The following is a 17,694-nucleotide window of genomic DNA, read 5'->3' as shown; positions in this document are numbered from 1 at the left end:
CCCAATGTTGATTACTATCAAAAAAGATTTGCTTCATAATATTTTTCTCCATACATTAAAGATACCACAGTAAACAACACTGTGGTAGAGCCAAAAATTTATACTTTCTTATCTTTTTAGAAAAACTCGGCATTCGCCTCGTCTTATAGCGAATGCCGAATCGTTTCTTATAAGGTCATCCATCATTTATACTTTCTGACGTTACAAGAAATGTTTCCAATTCGCGCGCTAATGCCCCGCACCGCCCTTATTATATCTTCACCTATTGAGTTGCCACAACCACAACCCCTGCAACCATTGTTCCAGCTGCAGCAATCCGTCTGGGCCCAAGCCCTTCTGAAAGCAAATAACTGCCCATGATAGTACCGATAAGTATACTGATTTCACGTACCGGTGCAACATGGCTGACAGGCGTAAATGACATGGCCGTCAATACAAGGACATAAGCAAGTTGATTGAGAATTCCAACACCAATAGCCTCTTTTTTATGTCGTTGCCATTCATGACGGACATCGTGCCATCGCCGGAACACAAATGGTGTCAAAGTAGCTGCTTGAATAATCATACTGCCATAAATCAGAACAAGCGGCTGCATCATCACAACACTGACCGCACCATTGTCCAAAAGAGTGTATGACGCAATCGCAACGCCAATGAGAAGGCCATACAAGAGCGGGACAAGTGTATCGGCTTTTTTGATTGCCTCCATGCCGCCCGTTATAACAAATATACTAAAGGTGATCAGGACGATCCCGATAACACCGGTAACTGTCAGTGTTTCACCGTAGATAAAAAAGGCCGCAACAGCTACAATCAAGGGGCCTGTTCCGCGGCAGACAGGATATATGAGAGACAGGTCCCCAATGTTGTAGCCTTTTTGCAACAATAGCGAATAAGCTAAATGAATCATGGCACTTCCGACCATGAATCCAATCTCCACCCAACCGATCTGACTATCGCGCGTAACCAAAAAGCCAATGACAAAGGGTGCATAAGCCACAATACTGACTACCATATAAAGCCATACAAACGTATACCCACCCTCTGATCGTTTAGCCAAGTAATTCCATGTGGCATGCATAAACGCAGATATGATAATGAGTGTCAGTGCGAGAAACGACATATGACACCTCCTTTCCGCGACACAACATCGCCATGACAATCAAGCGCTGGCGTACAGCTCTGTGCCAATTAAACACGCTGTCTTCTTTCCCTGCGCTTCACGATGACACTTTCCAGGGCGCCGGTTCCCATAAATACACCGCATAATATCAGGATAAAACCGGCAGCATGATTCATAGTAATCGTTTCGTTTAAAAAGATGGCCGAACCGGTGACGGCAAAAAGCGTATTCAAATTTATGAATATGGCCGATTCAGCAGGCCCGACCTTTTTAATCGCATAATTATACGTCATATGGCCAAATGCTGTTGCCAACACAGCACTGAATAGGAAAACAAAAGCTAACTTCCAGTCAACCAAATGGATAATTTCCTGAATTCCCGGCTCAAACGTCTGACTCGCCAAAAAGATAAAAACCGCACCAATCACAAGCATATAACCCGTTGCGAGCCTTGCATCAAACGTCGGTTTCAATTTACTGATCAAAACAAAACTGAAGCCTTGAACCAAAACACCTATAAATACAATAACATCACCCAGTGAAACACCTGTCAGCTCACCTGTACCGGTCATCGTCGTCACAACGACACCAACAAACCCCAGCATAAAACCGAAAACTCTCAACCACGACATACGTTGACGTAGGATGATAAATGCCATCATCACCGTGATGAGCGGATTCATCCCCAAAATCAGCGAACCATTGATACCACTCGTCATCTCCAGACCAATCGCGACAAGTGAATGATGCAACATAACATTAAAGATCGATATATAAAATATAATGAGCCACTCATGTTTATATGGCATTCTGAATATGCCCATGACAGCACAGATGATTAAGACGGCCACCCCAGCTGTCATCACGCGAAAAGCGGTCAGCAGCATCGGATCAATTGCATCCACAAGCACTTTGATTGCCGATACATTAAGTCCCCACATCAACATGACCAATAATAAAAGTATATAAATCCTGATCATAAATCTGTTCACCCAATTTCCCAAATCCGACTTAATCTACTATCATATCAAATCAGATACGACATTTCTTTTCCGCCGTCTCAAACAAATATTATCCACGCTTCTCATCACGATTATTATCGTGGTATAATAATAAGGTAACGTTAAACTTGAGGAGGAACCAAATGGCTAAACGGCTATTTCTTTTTTTACTGACAAATATTCTCGTATTAACCACAATCGTTATTGTCTGGTCCATCATTGTCACATTCACAGGTGTCAGCGGCTCATTTACCAATAGCGCTGAAGGATTGGCCGGCATTAATTACGGTTCATTAATGATATTCAGTATACTCGTAGGCTTTATCGGATCATTTCTTTCCTTAGCCGCATCACGTTTCATTGCCAAAAAAATGATGCGGGTCAAGGTGCTCGATCCGAATGGTCAATTATCGTCGCAGGAACGAGCCATTGTTGAAAAAGTCCATAAGCTCTCACGATCAGCAGGTCTGATGCACATGCCGCAAGTTGGCATTTATCAATCCCGTGAGGTAAACGCATTTGCGACAGGTCCTACCAAAAAACGATCTCTCGTTGCCGTTTCAAGCGGACTGCTGAATGAGATGGATGACGATGCAATAGAGGGAGTTATCGCCCATGAAATCACCCACGTGGCTAATGGGGATATGGTTACCATGACATTGCTGCAAGGTATCGTCAACACATTTGTTGTCTTTTTATCACGAATTGCAGCCATCCTCGTTTCACGCTTGGTGCGTTCGGAATTGGAGATGATCGTCCGTATCGCAGCGATCATTATTTTCCAGATATTGTTCTCAATACTTGGAAGCATTGTCGTAAGCGCCTATTCGCGTCATCGCGAATATCGCGCGGACCATGGAGGTGCAGACCTTGCCGGGCGCGATAAAATGGCACATGCCCTCCGCTCGCTGAAAGACCGGACAGCAGTAGCTCAAGTACATGACCGTACAGATGATGCAGCCATCCAAACGATGAAGATCAATGGAAAAAGTAAAATGGTTTCGCTTTTTTCATCGCACCCGCCTATTGACGAGCGGATTGCAAGATTGGAGCGACGTTAATATTGTAATTAGAAAACTCGGCATTCGCCTCGTCTTATAGCGAATGCCGAAGCTTTTCTTAAAAGGTCATCCATCATTTATACTTTCTGACGTTATAAAAAACGCCATGTGGCCTGTTTGGGCTTCATGGCGTTTCTTTATAGCTTTAATCAGCTTTTACCCATTGGACTCTTATCCCTTTCTGTCTTCCGACTCCCGGTTTTTCCTTTTTACCTCGTTTGTATCCGTGTCGCTATAAATATTTGTGCCGCGGCCGCCTGTCGTCTGAGCAATAAACGCCTTTGCCTCATTGTATGACATACCTGATCGCCGGCTCTGTTCCTTAATTGATTCTTCATCAGTCTGCTGATGTTTCGTCATTTAGAAACCCTCCTTTGCGCTTTTATGATTAGTTTGCACAAAAGGGATTTTTTAATGAACGATCATGTGCCATTGCAGAGCTCTTCTGTTTTGTTGCTTTTCCGTTCTGTCTTGTAACAACCATTTCTGAACTCACCAAGTCTAACCAAAAAATACGTTTACCGCTCCTTCTTTTCGGGCCGTTTGCAGACAGCTGTTAATAAACTTCGCCATTTCCTCCCGCTGCCACAATAAAAATTCCTGATTCCCTTTATTGCCGAAATCTTTAGCTTGCAACTTGCTATAAGCCGCCAGCGCCTTTTTGATCTGAATCAAAGGCAGGGTGGCCACTTCTCCTGTTCCGCTTACACCCGCATAGTACTCATTTGCGTCAAACAAATCATAAAACAACGGGGCAAGCATATCTCCCTTGGTAAAACGGATATAACCAATCTCCTGTCCCATTTCATTGTATGAACTGATATCGTGTCCCAATTATTCATCCCTCTCAAAAAGTTATTTGAATGTGTTAAATGAAAAACAGACATAGGCGGACTTTGGTGAGGCCTGATAAATGAATAGCTTTTTAATCTTAAGAAGAACAGTGGTGACTTAAGGTGAAATGAAGAAATATGCGACAAACTGTAAGAAGCGAATACGTACAGGGAAGATAAAATACAGTAAATTTCAAATCGTGAAAAACCTGGTTAGAAAAGTTTATTGGAAAAAAGGCTGTTCACCAAAATCTATGGCTGACAAATTAGATGTCATTTTAACGTAAGCAGTCGCTTCGGAAAAAACACCTGGGTGCTCGTCGTGTTGCAAGCATTTACAGTGAAGAAACACGCCTCGCAACTCGTAGCACATTCGGTGGAGTGTTGGCTCGTCGCTTTCCGTGGGCTTGTCCTCAGCCTCCTCGAAAAAAAGAAAAGCTTTTTCTGCGGGGTCTTCACACGGCGCATTCCCACAGGAGTCTCCGCGTTTTTCCTCCGCTAGCTAGTTTTATTACCATATTCACTCATTTATTTCAACCATAGATTTTGTTGTTGACCCGGAAAAAAAGAAGAATTTGTCGATGGGAAAAGCAAATTGTAGCACATAAATAATACAATACTTCAAAGTAATTGTCAAATCATTTTGAAAAATTTTCATCATGCACGCTGACGAGCACTTTATAATCAGCTTGACTGCTAATACTAAGAAGGTGAAACCTTAAAAACAGTATTCCCCAAAATAGCCGGCATGCGTTTTAATTTCCGGTTATTTAGAAAAAATCGGCATTCGCTTCATCTTATAGCGCGTGCCGAAGCTTTTTTATAAGGTCATCCATCATTTATACTTTCTGACGTTATGACAAAAAACACCCCGCCTCTTGAAGGAGCGACCTTATCATTAGCACGGGGCGACCATTCAGTCAATCCTGTTTATCCAATTTTAAAACGGCATTCCCTCATCCGGAATATATTGCTCGGTGTCTGAACATTTCTTCGTTTATTTACCGGTTTGTGCCGGTCCTGTTTTTTCCGGTTTGAGCACTTTGCCAAACTTTTCTTCATAAAGTTCACGGACCCAAACCTTCACGGGAGCTTTCCACTGCTGCTTCGGGGCCGGAATGTTTTTGATGAGGCTTTTCGGCTTCATGCCAAGTTCCTTTGCCATTTGTATATCAGCCTGATTAAGCCTGCAGCGTCTTTTTGCTTCTTTCCATGTTGCATGCTTCATATTTTTCCCCAATGATCTCAAACCCTTTCTCTTTATAAAATAATCATTAGAAAAACTCGGCATTCGCCTCGTCTTATAGCGAATGCCGAAGCTTTTCTTATAAGGTCATCCATAATTTATACTTTCTGACGTTATTATAAAAAGAATATCACGTTTTAAAATAGAGTTGAATATAAAAAGTCAGGCTCACAGTCCTGACTTTCGTTTGGTAGATGGTCTGATTATGCTTCTTTTAGTATACTAACAGGATTAAACAGCTCATAATGACGGTTTGCACTTGACACGCCCCATTCCTCAAGTCCCTGATCGACAGCTTTCATGAATGGCGCTGGGCCGCAGCAGTAAAAATCAGCATTGCTGCCGCACGCAAGAATGGATTGCAGCCATGGTAAGTCTACAAAGCCTTCCTTATCATAGTTCAGAGTTGTCCGATCATGGTCACTCGGTCGTTCATAGCATACAAACGATGACATATTTTTATTTTCAGCTACAGTTCGTTCGATGTGTTCTTTCATCGCATGCGCTGAACTATTTTGTGTCGCATGAATGAACGTTACCGGGCGTTCAGGTTCTGTTTCGGCAAGTGTATCCAGCATACCGACAACCGGCGTCATCCCGATCCCTCCGCTGAGCAATACAATGGGATCTTTCTCACTTGCAATTGTAAAGTCCCCCGCCGGTGCAGAAAATGACAGTGAATCACCTTCTGACACCTGGTCATGCAAGTAACTTGAAACAATCCCATCAGGTACATTTCCATAACCCTTTTCACGTTTAACACTTATCTTATAGAAATCTTTACCGGATGGACCGGATAGACTGTATTGCCGCATATGTGTATGTGGTTCCCCTTCAATATCAGCTTTAATCGTCAAATACTGACCCGCTTGATAAGGTGCAATCGGCCGGCCGTCTGCAGGCTTAAGACAGAACGAAACAATATCACTGGTTTCCTGGATTTTTTCAGCCACAATAAACTCACGGAATCCAATCCAGCCGCCTTTTTGCTGTTCTGTCACGTGATATTTTTTTTTTTCGATTTCGATAAACACATTGGCGATATAATCATAGGCAGCGGCCCATGCCGTAATCACATCATCTGTTGCAGCATCACCCAGAACATCCTTAACAGCCTCAATCAGCGCCTCCCCAACAATCGGATATTGCTCGGGCTTGACGCCAAGTGAAACATGTTTTTCGGCGATACGCTCGACAAGCTGATTGATATTCTCCAGACTGTCAATATTTTCTCCTGCAGCGTATACCGCATAGGCGAGCGCTTCCTGTTGAAATCCTCTTTTCTGGTTTGTCTGGTTGAATATATTACGAAGCTCGGGTACTTTTGTAAACAGCAAATCATAGAAGCGTTTTCCGATTGCCGTACTGTTTTCCTTTAAAATAGGTGCACTCGATTTAACAATTGCCAGTTTTTCTGAATCCAAACTCAATGAAATTCCCTCCAGCTAAGTTGATTAAATATGTCTCCAGGATTTAATCCTATAAACATCATGGTAAGCTTGAAAACCTCACTGAGGTGTGATGCAAATCACACTTAACTGTGTCGGTTTTGTGAAAAATATCACAGAAATTTCACTAGAAAAACGGGTAAAGTATGGCCCCCCCCTTTTCTCCCAGACATCGTCAGAGAAAAACTGATAATTTGTATTCCTATCCATGTATGCCCTGCTGGATACACCTCTCCCCCACGACGTTCACAGCTGAATTTTATCCATACCCAACGGATCCTCATTCCGCTAAATGCGCATAAATCACCCTATTTAGTGGTGTAACGGATCCTCATTCCGCTATTCAGGTAAAAACAGGGCTGAACTAGGGCGAAAAGGGGAAATAGCGGAATGAGGATCCGCCAAAGTTGAATTATCAAAACGGAAGCGGATCCTCATTCCGCTAAAAGAATCAAAGCCACCCTATTCAGAGCTATCATGAATCCCCTCTTACGCTAATCGCTGAAAAACAAGTGAGAAGCTATGATACAGGAAGACGATAACCCTTCGCAGTCCAAAAACAATTGCGATACGTGTTTAAAACGTGCTAAACTTAAATAACTTATGCTGAGCTCGGGAAGGTGTACCATGAAAAAGCTGTTAGCCGGCCTTGCGTTTCTTACATTCATTTTCATTTGTTCATTAAAAATAAATCGGGATACCCATTATTTCAAACGTGAAAATGTCACGTTCCGCAGTACAAAGCTGCCGGCAGACACCCTGATCACCATATTACAAATTAGTGACCTCCATAATCACGTTTTTGGCTCTGATAACAAACGGCTGATCAAAGCTATCCAAGATGCCAATGCCGACCTAATTGTGTTAACAGGGGACCTGATTGATAAAAAAACGATGACGTTTGAGCATATTTTCCCGCTGATTGAACAACTGACCGAAAGCAACCAACACGTCTATTTTGTATCCGGTAACCATGAGTGGGAAAATGGTCGCACCGCGGAGTTTTTTAATGCCTTGAAAAAGCGTCATGTAACCATTCTCAACAACCGGCACACCCGTATGACAAAAGGAAATACAATCATTAACCTGGTTGGCATTGATGACGCCGCGACCGAACATGACAATGTAAGAGAAGCCTTCAGAAACCTTGACTGTAAAAACTATACCATTCTGCTGTCACATTCACCAGGGATCATCAATCAGGATGAACCGATTTCGGCTGATCTGGTATTAAGCGGACATACACACGGCGGTCAGATCAGATTGCCGCTGATTGGCACGCTTATCGCACCCGGTCAGGGGTTTTTCCCGGCATATGATAAAGGCACATTTCAGCTTACTCCAAATCTGTATTTGTATATCGACAGTGGAATGGGGACGACAAGAATCCCAGTGCGCTTCTTTAACCAAAGCCAATTAAGCCTGATTACAGTCACAGGTGAAGCAACAAAACAGACAACATGTTAGAGGGTTTTTGGACAAACGAACATCGGTTCATGCATCTGGAAATAAAATCGAGCGTCTAAAAGCGAAATCTCAAATGAATACCGGGACAGTCCCCTGCCCCGGTACATACCTGAATATCATTGATTGATCATTGTATCTGCCTTTGTCTGAAGCGCTTCATGCGCTTTTCCTGAGATAAGTTCGTTTTCCTTTTGATAGGTGATGAGTTTCTTAAAACCCTTCATATGTTTGATCACTTTATCCTGCTGTTCATTTTCCTCGAAATGTCTGACAGCCATCAAATGGATTTTAAGTTTGTGGGCTGCATTATCACGCCTAATCTCCCCACTATTTTCAAGTGATGTAACAGTTTCCAGCATATCTTCTGCCGTCACCGGGTTTTCCGGAGAATCACCCTCAAGATCGACAATCCGTCCTTCCCGCTCTGGATTCACAACGCCAGCAAGGTATTTTTCTTCAACCATGTAGTCAACCAGCTGCTCCCAGTCCGTTTCGCCGATATCCTTAACACGCCCTTCATCATAGGCTTTGGCAAACGTTTCAAAACCGTCTCCGCCTTGACCTGTAAAGCCATTGGTCGTTACCTGATATTCTGCATCGGGCTGAATTTCGGTCAAGTTACCATCATCCTTGACATACATCTCAACAACGCGACTACCCGGTTCTTTTTCGCTATCGTAATCAAATTGCATTCCGGAAACGTGGAGGAATCCGCCATTTTCAGCGGGCGCCTGACGAACACTGTGCTCTAAAATATCTTTAATTTCCTTACCGGTCAGTGTCGCAACAACCGGATCATTGCCGAACGGCAGAACACTGATAACTTCTCCTGCTGTAATCGGACCTTTATCAATTGGTGCACGAATACCACCGCCATTTTGAAAAGCGATAACCGTCTCCGGATACTTTTCTTTTGCTTTAGCGAGCATAGCATCTGTCACCAAATTTCCGAGCGCGGTTTCATTGGCCCTGACACTGTCATCACCGGGCTCATTCTGACGTGGATTCGTCAGTTCCTTCATAGCCTCTGCCCCTATTTCCTTGTTCATTTGCTCCTCAATTTGCTCTTTAAACGGCTTGAGCACCTCTTCAGCCTCATCATCTGCTTGATAGGTATCCACTTCAAGCAGTTCACCTTCGTAATCGGTGACGACACCTTTTTCATCAAATGTCACATCGAGTGTGCCAAGATGTTCTGAATATTGCCCTGCCTGGACAATGATTGTCGGTGCTTTGGCTTGTCCATCTTCATCTTGATCCACCACTGAGGGTGACTTTTCTGGCTGTGGAACAGCAACCGGGTCGTTCAGTGCAGTATGGGAGTGACCGCCTACAATGACATCAATACCGTCAACTTCCTTGGCAAGGCGCAAATCATTGCCCACTTCCGGTGCACTGTCATAACCAAGATGATTAAGCGCAACAATCTTATCGATACCCTCATCTTCAAGAGCTCGCACCGTCTGTTCAGCCGTCTCTTTAAAGTCACTAAATGTTACATTTTGAGGGCTTGAAATGTTTTTGGTATCTTCGGTCGTCAACCCGAATATACCTACTTTTTCACCATCAATCTCCTTGACAATACTGTCATAAATCTGGCCATTTTCCGTTTCGTCTTCAAGTGCCTGATTCGTCTCAAGATCTTTCATATACGGATCCTCTGAGAAGTCAATATTTGTACCGAGAAACGGAAATTCGGCATTATCAACGAACGTTGACAACGATTCATGACCCCTTTCTTCAGCACCGAGATCAAACTCATGGTTACCGAACACCATCGCATCAATCTCCATCATGTTCAACAAAGCCAAATCAGCCTGGCCCTTGAATTCATTGAAATACAACGTTCCGGAAAAGACATCGCCGCCATGAAGGAGCAATGAATCCGGGTTTTCTTCCCTAAACTCATCGATGGCCGTCACCATTTTCGGCAGTGGTTCGACGTGAGCATGTGTATCGTTCATATGCATGATAGGTAAGTCAAAATCACCTTCATCTGCTTCAGCATTCTGTAAATCAATTTGCGTCATGATGGGATCATGGTCGCTCGCACGCCCGTGCATATCAGTGAAGTCCGAATTTACATGCAATACGTCAATTTCTGTCACGTCAGCCAGATTATTAGACACGAGTACATGATCAAGCACCTGCGAATTGCCTTGATAGATATATGTGTAGCGCTCCTTTTTAGGCACCGACATCATTTTATTGGTCAATTCGCTTCCTTCAAGAAGGTCGAGCGGTTTTGAAAATTCAAAGTCGTTCATATCCCCTAAAACGACAACATTTTCATCTGGATTTTTTGCTTTGATGTCCGTTACAAATTGATTGATCCGTTTTGCCAGTTCACGGCGCTGTGTTTCACTCCGCTTAACCGGCGGCTGATTTTGGCCGAATTCACCGTCATCGCCACTTTTGGAATTCAAGTGATTCGCTATAACGACAACACTTTCACCATTGAATTTAAATTGTGCCGCCAATGGTTTCCGTGTATCTTCAAATACGTCTTTTTTAGGTGATATACGTCCTGGATTCAGCGTCAATTTGTCCTTTTCATAGTCAACAGCTTCCGTGGCTGTTCCGTGCTCGCCGCTCATCAGTGACACGCGATCCGGATTGTAAAGGAAGCCGACACGAATATTGCCGTGCGGTGCACCACCATCCTCATTATAGTCAGGGTCAATATTGGCATAGTCATATGTCGGTCCGCCCTGGTCCTCAATTTCAGCAATAAGCCGTTCATAGCTTTCCGACGCATCTGCATCCTGAGGGCCTTTATCCTGTCCATTATTGTCCATGACTTCAACAATACCCACAATGTCCGGACTGTCCATACCAGTTACAAATGCGCGTGCAATATTTTCAGCTTTTTGTGGTGATGTTTCACGTTCATTCGCTGAAAAATTTTCCACATTGTAAGTGGCGACTGTTAACTCATCCTCATCATTTTCAATATGTGATTGCTCCGGCTGTGTATCGCCTTCTGCAAAAACAGATTCAGCTCTGTTCAAATCGGCATAGACTTTATAGTTTCCATAGCCATAATTGACAACACCGTCAATGGCTTCAGTGAATTGATCGCCCGTTTTGACCGCAAAATCTCGTGCCGGGCCGTTCGGGTGGAGCTTAAACTGGATGGATTGGGCGTTTGGCCCTTCTTCGGTCAGTCGAATACCGCCATTTTCCGTTGCATTGTCCGGATTGAATTCTTCAGTCACAACGGCAAGGTCACCGTGCTGCTGTGGTGCGATTGCTCTAGATGGCGCTACTTCAACACGCATCCCTTCAATACTCTCCCAAAAATCAATCGCTTCATCAGACGGTTGGAAATCACCGAAACCATTTTCATCACTAATGTCTGCCGGAATGTCGCTTGAAGTTAATTCAACAGCCGCCGGCAATTCAGCATCACTTTCAATTGTGGCTACATCACCGCCTTGATCATCGCGTGCATTGATTTCTGTAATCGGCAAATCCGTCTCAGTTTTATCATCATATCCGTCAATTTGATATTCATCGACTTCACCGGTGACATGAACGCGGTCACCGACTTGGACATTATCGGCATTTCCTGTGTAGACAACAATGCCTTCAGATGTTTTTTTATTGCCATCATATTCTTCCTCAGGGGCCTGCATATGGAAATAATTCGATCCTCTGATCTCATATTCGTACGTGACAATACCCTCAACATCCTGAACGGTGCTGCCATCCATTGATGATTGATGACTTTCCCCCTGAATATCATGAATGTGGATACCTTCTTCTGCGTCAAAAACCGTATAGCTGAATGCAGATACCTTGCTTGCTGTCAAACCATCTTTTACAGCAATCGCTTTAATGGTCATGTCCTCATCAACCGTAATGGCACCGCTGTAACGTTCGCCATTTTCGGACGGGTCACTGCCATCTGTTGTGTAAAAAATGTCAGCGCCCTTTGTGGGCGTTTTTAGTTTTACATCTGTACCTGCCGGGATAGTCCCCGCTTGCGGAGCAGCCACAACAGGTTGTACCGCGGAGGAATCCTCAACGATATCAGACTGGCTGCGCGGAATAATCTGCCGGTCCGAATCAAACTGCGATGCAATACCGGTGATGGAGTCATAAGTGGTACCTGTCTGCAGACTCAAATCGCCGGTTTCATCGCGTAACACAAATGTATGACCCGCTTCATCTTCTGCTGTATAATTAGCCCAGTCACCTGTGTCATCCACATCGGTGAGTGTGACATGCTCGATATTAACCAGTTCTGATTGATGCTTTTCCAACTCATTACCATTAATCGTCAAAGAAGAAGGAATCTCCGAGCCACCTGTTTTGTCCTTTATCGTTGCATTATTCAATTGAAGCAATCCCCGGTAGTCCCCCAGATTGCCGGTCACTGTGATCTTATCGCCCAATTGCACATCAAGTGATGCAGGTCGGACGGCAATTGCTGCCGTGTGATCCTGGATCTGAATGGTATTTTTTAATTGTGCAGTGACAATACCTTCTGTTTTGACATTGCCTGCCCCCTGCTCCCTTACTTCTTCAATAGTCTGCAGATCAAGAGGCGCATCACCATCCTCAGAACTAAATCGTGCAGCACTTGGATTTTTCAGACCATTGTGGCGGTGATACGCTTCCATTTTGCCGGTAATAACGATTTCTTTTCCCAGGTTATCCGGATTTGATTTCAGCCCGAATTCTGCCCGAAATGCGTCTGTCAGTTGTACAAACAACATGTTGTCACTATTTGTCTCATCGGGATCATCTGCCAGCGCAACATTATAATTTTCTTTAAAATCAGTTCGTGACACATTATCAGAGCTTATAACATACCCGACAATATGTCCTTTGACAGCTTGTTCACTGCCATCATTATGCTTTTCAATGGCATCCCCGACAGTTATGGGTCCGGGTGCCGGAGCAGCATAAGCAGTCAACGGTCCGGCTGCGGGTGTCAGTATGCTTACTATCAGTACAAAAATCATCATGATACTGAGATCTTTTTTTCTGATGAGTGTTGACATCCTCTCGCTCCTTCGCTTTTAATTTTAACTCTGAATCCATTTGACTTACACACGCACCTGATAGTCTCATAGTTTCGTAACGGCAACTACGGTTGACACACATCTTTTCCTCTCAAAAATTCCCCTCCCTTCCTTCAATGCTACTTTCGCATATGAACGTCATGACTTTCTATTCATTTATTTTAAATATATACAATTTTGAAAAATATGGCTATATGCAAAAAGCACTAATCTTTGCCGAAATTTGTTTCTAATAGGCTTAAAGCCTCACAATTGGTACAATCAGAACTCGAACAGCGCACATGCGCCGAACAAAAATGTGGGCAACCCGTCGCGCTAAACGTTATACTAAACATATATGAATGGAAAAGGAGAGGTTAAAATGAGCAGTGGAATGGACGGCGCTGTGAATGGCTGGCTGCAGCATCGGATGGTGCTCGATGATCTGCTGGCACTGGCGAATGATGCGGATGTGGATTACAGGCCGTGGGATGGCGCTATGTCGCTTGGCGAATTGGCTATACATATCGTGACGTCAACCTATATGTTCGTTAAAGGCATTAAAAAAGGTGAATTCGACAACCCGCCCACAGAAACAGATTACCAGACAATAGATGACGTCCGGGCGATTGTACAGCGATATACAGACGTAACTAAAGAAGAGATGTCGACTATTTTTACGTATCAGATGAAAGGCTATATTCTGTTCAATAAAGTACGCGCACCCGGTACATATTGGTTCTCTAACGCCATCGATCATGAAATTCATCACAAAGGACAGCTATTCACATATGTCCGCATGATCGGTGTCAAAGACGTACCGAACTTCACCCGACAGCCGGATGAAATTTAAACGGGACAACATATCAAGGACCTTACCATATGAATAGGGAGTGCGGTATATACCGCACTCCCTATTCATATGACGTCATGTTCGAATGGTTTTCTTCCACAGACCAAGGACGATTCCTGCGATACCAGATCCAATTGCAAGGGCTACCATGAAAAGCAGGGCGTGTTCGGCCAACGGAATGACGAAAATACCGCCATGGGGTGCTGGTATTGCGCTTGACCAAAGTTGTGTCAGACCGCCGCCGATCAAAGCACCCAGCACAGACGAGCCGATAACGCGGACCGGATCGGCAGCTGCAAATGGAATGGCGCCTTCCGTAATAAATGAAAGCCCCATGACATAATTCGTCAGACCTGATCTGCGCTCTTCTTCCGTAAATTTATTCCGGAAGAACGTTGTCGCCAGTGCAATGGCGATCGGAGGAATCATCCCGCCAACCATCACAGCCGCCATCAAACTGCCATCACCGGTATCGGTGAAAATGCCGATTGAAAATGTATAGGCAGCTTTATTGAACGGACCGCCCATATCGATTGCCATCATACCGCCGAGCAGTGCACCAAGAATGACCGCATTGCCTGTTCCAAGACCTTCCAGAAAACTGATCATACCGGTATTAATCGTTGAAAAGACCGGTCCGATAATGAAATACATAAAAAATCCGATTAGAAACAGACCTGCCACAGGATAGAGCAATATGGACTTCAAGCCGTCCAATGACTTCGGTAAGCCACGGAACCATCTTTTTACAAGCACCACAAGATAACCGGCAAGAAAACCGGCAACCAGTCCTCCAAGAAAACCGGCATTACTTTCCACTGCCATAAAACCACCGACAAGTCCAGGCATCAATCCCGGTCGGTCAGCAATGCTCATGGCAATATAGCCGGCAAGAATCGGAATTAGGAAGTTGAAGGCATTACTTCCTATTGTATTAAAGAAGTTAAAAAGTTCATGATCATCACCCAGAACCCCTTCCAGCAGAAATGAAACAGCCATTAGGATACCGCCGCCAACAACGAAAGGCAGCATATGCGACACACCGTTCATTAAATCCTTGTAAATTTTCCGCCACACAGACATTGAAGTGTTTGCCTCGTCATCCGCTTCAGAAGTCTCATCCGCTTGATAAATCGGCGCGTCACGATTCATTGCTTTTGTAATGAGTTCTTCTGCATTATTGATACCCTCGCTGACAGGGCACTCCAGCACCGGTTTATCACCGAATCGTGCCATCAGGACATTTTTATCAGCGGCAATGATAACACCTGAAGCCCTTGCAATTTCTGCCTGTGTCAGGGCATTTGACGCACCATCCGATCCATTTGTTTCTACACGGATATCCACACCCATTTCAGCCGCCTTCTTTTTGAGCGCATCTTCCGCCATATACGTATGAGCAATCCCGGTCGGACAAGCTGTTACAGCAACAACGAACGGCCGCTCATCATCCGGGTTCTCACCCTCTGATTTTTCTTCAGATGATCCTTCCAACGATTCATCCTCTTCCTGATAAAAAAGTGCTTGCACCTCTTCAGGTGTTGAAGCATCCTTCAATTGAGCCACAAAATCCTGATCAATCAGCATACGCGACAGCGCTGCCAATGTTTCCAAATGCGTATCATTGGCGCCATCCGGAACGGCAATCATAAAAAATAAATATGTCGGCTGACCATCCAATGCTGCGTAATCCAGCCCGTTCTCACTTTTTGCAAACAGAACCGTTGCCTCATTGACCGCGTCCGTTTTGGCATGTGGCATAGCGATTCCATCCCCCAAGCCGGTTGATGTCTGTTCTTCCCGCTTTAAAATGGCTTCCTTAAACATCTCCGCATCATGTACAACATTATTTGCTTCAAGAGATGTCACCATTTCGTCAATGGCCGCCGCTTTGTCTGAAGCCTTCATATCCATAATCATGATATCTTTGCGCAACAAGTCGTTAATGTTCATATTTCCCCTCCCCCTTCTATATGCGAGTAATATCGATTTTTTCGTGTAATGCGTATATATCCCCGGCCTTGGCTAAGTCATCTGCAAAAGCAGTCGCACTTCCTGCTGCCAGGCTCATGCAAAATGCTTCCATCACATCTGCTGTTTCCTTGAATTTGCCTGTAAACCCAGCGATCATCGAATCACCAGATCCAACGGAGTTTTTGACATCCCCGTGCGGTGTCGATCCGTAGAAAATCCCCTCTTCAGTGAAAAGTAAAGCTCCTTCGTCTGCCATGGAGACAATCACATTCATCGCGCCAAGCTTCAGCAATTGTCTTCCATAATAAATGATGTCATCCCGACTGCTGAGTGTTACCCCAAACAGTTCGGCCAGCTCATCTTTATTCGGCTTGACCAATAATGGACGATAAGGCAAGGCGAATCTTAACGCATCACCTGTTGTATCAATGACAAAATCCGCACCCGATTTTACAATTTGTTCAATCATTTGCTGATGAAAACCACTCGTTAGGGACGGCGGCGTGCTTCCTGATATAATCACCGTGTCCCGACTCGTAGCATGTTCAAGCTGATACAGTAACTGATCGGCTTCATGCGGCAGAATCTGCGGGCCCCGGCCGTTAATCTCCGTTTCGTTTTCGGACTTAAGTTTAATATTAATGCGGGTTTCGCCTTCGACCGGCGTAAAGTGCGTCCGAATGCCTTTTTGATCGAGCGATGTTGAAATATAATCACCTGTAAAACCGCCTAAAAACCCGAGGGCTGTTGTATCATATGCCAGTTCATGCAACATTCGGGACACATTGATCCCCTTGCCACCAGGGAACATCATTTCATTTTCCATTTTATTTAACGCGCCGAGGTGCAGCTGATTGACCTGGACGACATAATCAATTGAGGGATTAAGTGTTATCGTGTAAATCATTTTGCCGCCTCCATAATGGTTGTTTTGGCTCGGTAATGCTGGAGATTATTATCTAATTTATCAGTCAGAATTGTTACATCCTCAAGTTCACAAACTTTAACAAAATGAACCTGATTCCATTTGCTCTGATCTGCTAGTAAGAATGTGGCAGCTGCCTGCTGGTGCGCGATTTGTTTTAAACCTGCTTCTTCCGGGTCCGGCGTTGTGCAGCCAAAAGCAAGATCAATCCCATTCATACCCAAAAAAGCTTTATCGAAACGATAGTTTTTAAGTCCGTTCAAACTTTGCGATCCGATCATTGCTTTTGTTGAGTGCTTGATCTTTCCGCCCGACAAGTAGGTTTCAATCCCCTGTTCAGCAAGCAGTGAGGCATGCTGGATCCCATTTGTCACAACTGTGATGTGTTTCGCTTTTAAATACGGCAGCATGGCAAACGTTGTTGTGCCAGCATCGATGAAGATAATCTCATTGTTTTCAACCAACCTTGCTGCTGATTTTCCGATGAACGCTTTGGATTGAATGTTTTTGAATGATTTTTGCGTCGTTGTCAATTCTTCACCCAATTGATAGGTGCGCTTGGCTCCACCATGGATGCGTGTCAGCTCCCCATCATTTTCAAGCTGATCCAAATCCCTCCTGACAGTCGATTCAGAACAGTCTATAACATCCATCAAATGCTGTGATTTTACAATGCCATCACGTTTTAAAAGATCCAAAATAAGTTGATGCCGTTCTTCCGTCAACATCGCGCCAACCCCCCTTAATCATC

Annotated in this window: 13 protein-coding genes; 3 read left to right on the top strand and 10 right to left on the bottom strand. The window is 44.3% G+C overall.

The window, feature by feature from the left end:
- Window positions 1-262 precede the first annotated feature (262 nt).
- Both IEW67_RS12225 and IEW67_RS12220 read right to left on the bottom strand, forming a co-directional pair.
- Complete coding sequence (locus IEW67_RS12225) at window positions 263-1,123, bottom strand: EamA family transporter (RefSeq protein ID WP_188633359.1); 861 nt, start codon at window positions 1,121-1,123, stop codon at window positions 263-265.
- Window positions 1,124-1,191: 68 nt separating this feature from the next.
- Window positions 1,192-2,103, bottom strand: a complete 912-nt coding sequence (locus IEW67_RS12220) for a DMT family transporter (protein WP_188633358.1) — start codon at window positions 2,101-2,103, stop codon at window positions 1,192-1,194.
- Window positions 2,104-2,267: 164 nt separating this feature from the next.
- Between IEW67_RS12220 and htpX the strand changes: the two genes are divergently transcribed.
- Window positions 2,268-3,185: a protease HtpX gene (gene htpX, locus IEW67_RS12215; RefSeq protein WP_188633357.1), complete on the top strand. Its 918-nt coding sequence runs from the start codon at window positions 2,268-2,270 to the stop codon at window positions 3,183-3,185.
- Window positions 3,186-3,356: 171 nt separating this feature from the next.
- Here the strand turns inward: htpX and IEW67_RS12210 are convergent, their stop codons facing one another.
- The 4 genes from IEW67_RS12210 to hmpA all read right to left on the bottom strand — a co-directional run bounded on the left by IEW67_RS12210 (window position 3,357) and on the right by hmpA (window position 6,694).
- Complete coding sequence (locus IEW67_RS12210) at window positions 3,357-3,545, bottom strand: hypothetical protein (protein ID WP_188633356.1); 189 nt, start codon at window positions 3,543-3,545, stop codon at window positions 3,357-3,359.
- A gap of 141 nt (window positions 3,546-3,686) precedes the next feature.
- Entirely contained in the window at window positions 3,687-4,019 is a 333-nt protein-coding gene (locus IEW67_RS12205) for a hypothetical protein (protein ID WP_188633355.1), read from the bottom strand.
- 996 nt (window positions 4,020-5,015) lie between these two features.
- Window positions 5,016-5,246, bottom strand: a complete 231-nt coding sequence (locus IEW67_RS12200) for a hypothetical protein (protein ID WP_188633354.1) — start codon at window positions 5,244-5,246, stop codon at window positions 5,016-5,018.
- A gap of 221 nt (window positions 5,247-5,467) precedes the next feature.
- Window positions 5,468-6,694: an NO-inducible flavohemoprotein gene (gene hmpA / locus IEW67_RS12195; protein WP_188633353.1), complete on the bottom strand. Its 1,227-nt coding sequence runs from the start codon at window positions 6,692-6,694 to the stop codon at window positions 5,468-5,470.
- Window positions 6,695-7,339: 645 nt separating this feature from the next.
- On the opposite strand from hmpA, the gene IEW67_RS12190 reads away from it, so the two are divergent.
- Complete coding sequence (locus tag IEW67_RS12190) at window positions 7,340-8,179, top strand: metallophosphoesterase (RefSeq protein ID WP_188633352.1); 840 nt, start codon at window positions 7,340-7,342, stop codon at window positions 8,177-8,179.
- Between the two features lie 116 nt (window positions 8,180-8,295).
- Here the strand turns inward: IEW67_RS12190 and IEW67_RS12185 are convergent, their stop codons facing one another.
- Window positions 8,296-13,191, bottom strand: a complete 4,896-nt coding sequence (locus IEW67_RS12185) for a 5'-nucleotidase C-terminal domain-containing protein (RefSeq protein WP_229671812.1) — start codon at window positions 13,189-13,191, stop codon at window positions 8,296-8,298.
- Between the two features lie 382 nt (window positions 13,192-13,573).
- Between IEW67_RS12185 and IEW67_RS12180 the strand changes: the two genes are divergently transcribed.
- A complete protein-coding gene (locus IEW67_RS12180; protein WP_188633351.1) occupies window positions 13,574-14,044 on the top strand; it encodes a DinB family protein in 471 nt (156 codons plus the stop codon).
- A gap of 75 nt (window positions 14,045-14,119) precedes the next feature.
- Here the strand turns inward: IEW67_RS12180 and IEW67_RS12175 are convergent, their stop codons facing one another.
- The 3 genes from IEW67_RS12175 to IEW67_RS12165 are packed head-to-tail and all read right to left on the bottom strand — an operon-like array spanning window position 14,120 to window position 17,671.
- Window positions 14,120-15,997: a PTS fructose transporter subunit IIABC gene (locus IEW67_RS12175; RefSeq protein ID WP_188633350.1), complete on the bottom strand. Its 1,878-nt coding sequence runs from the start codon at window positions 15,995-15,997 to the stop codon at window positions 14,120-14,122.
- A 16-nt stretch (window positions 15,998-16,013) separates the two neighbouring features.
- The gene (gene pfkB, locus IEW67_RS12170) at window positions 16,014-16,925 is read right to left on the bottom strand and encodes a 1-phosphofructokinase (protein WP_188633349.1); all 912 of its coding nucleotides are present in this window, start codon (window positions 16,923-16,925) and stop codon (window positions 16,014-16,016) included.
- Complete coding sequence (locus IEW67_RS12165; protein WP_188633348.1) at window positions 16,922-17,671, bottom strand: DeoR/GlpR family DNA-binding transcription regulator; 750 nt, start codon at window positions 17,669-17,671, stop codon at window positions 16,922-16,924. Before IEW67_RS12165 ends, pfkB begins: the two co-directional genes overlap by 4 nt.
- Between the last annotated feature and the right edge of the window lie 23 nt (window positions 17,672-17,694).

This window comes from Lentibacillus kapialis (genome assembly GCF_014646635.1).
In the GTDB taxonomy this organism is placed as follows: Bacteria; Bacillota; Bacilli; order Bacillales; family Amphibacillaceae; genus Lentibacillus; species Lentibacillus kapialis.
The sequence above is the reverse complement of the archived record's forward strand: the minus strand, read 5'-3'. Positions and strand labels throughout refer to the sequence as shown.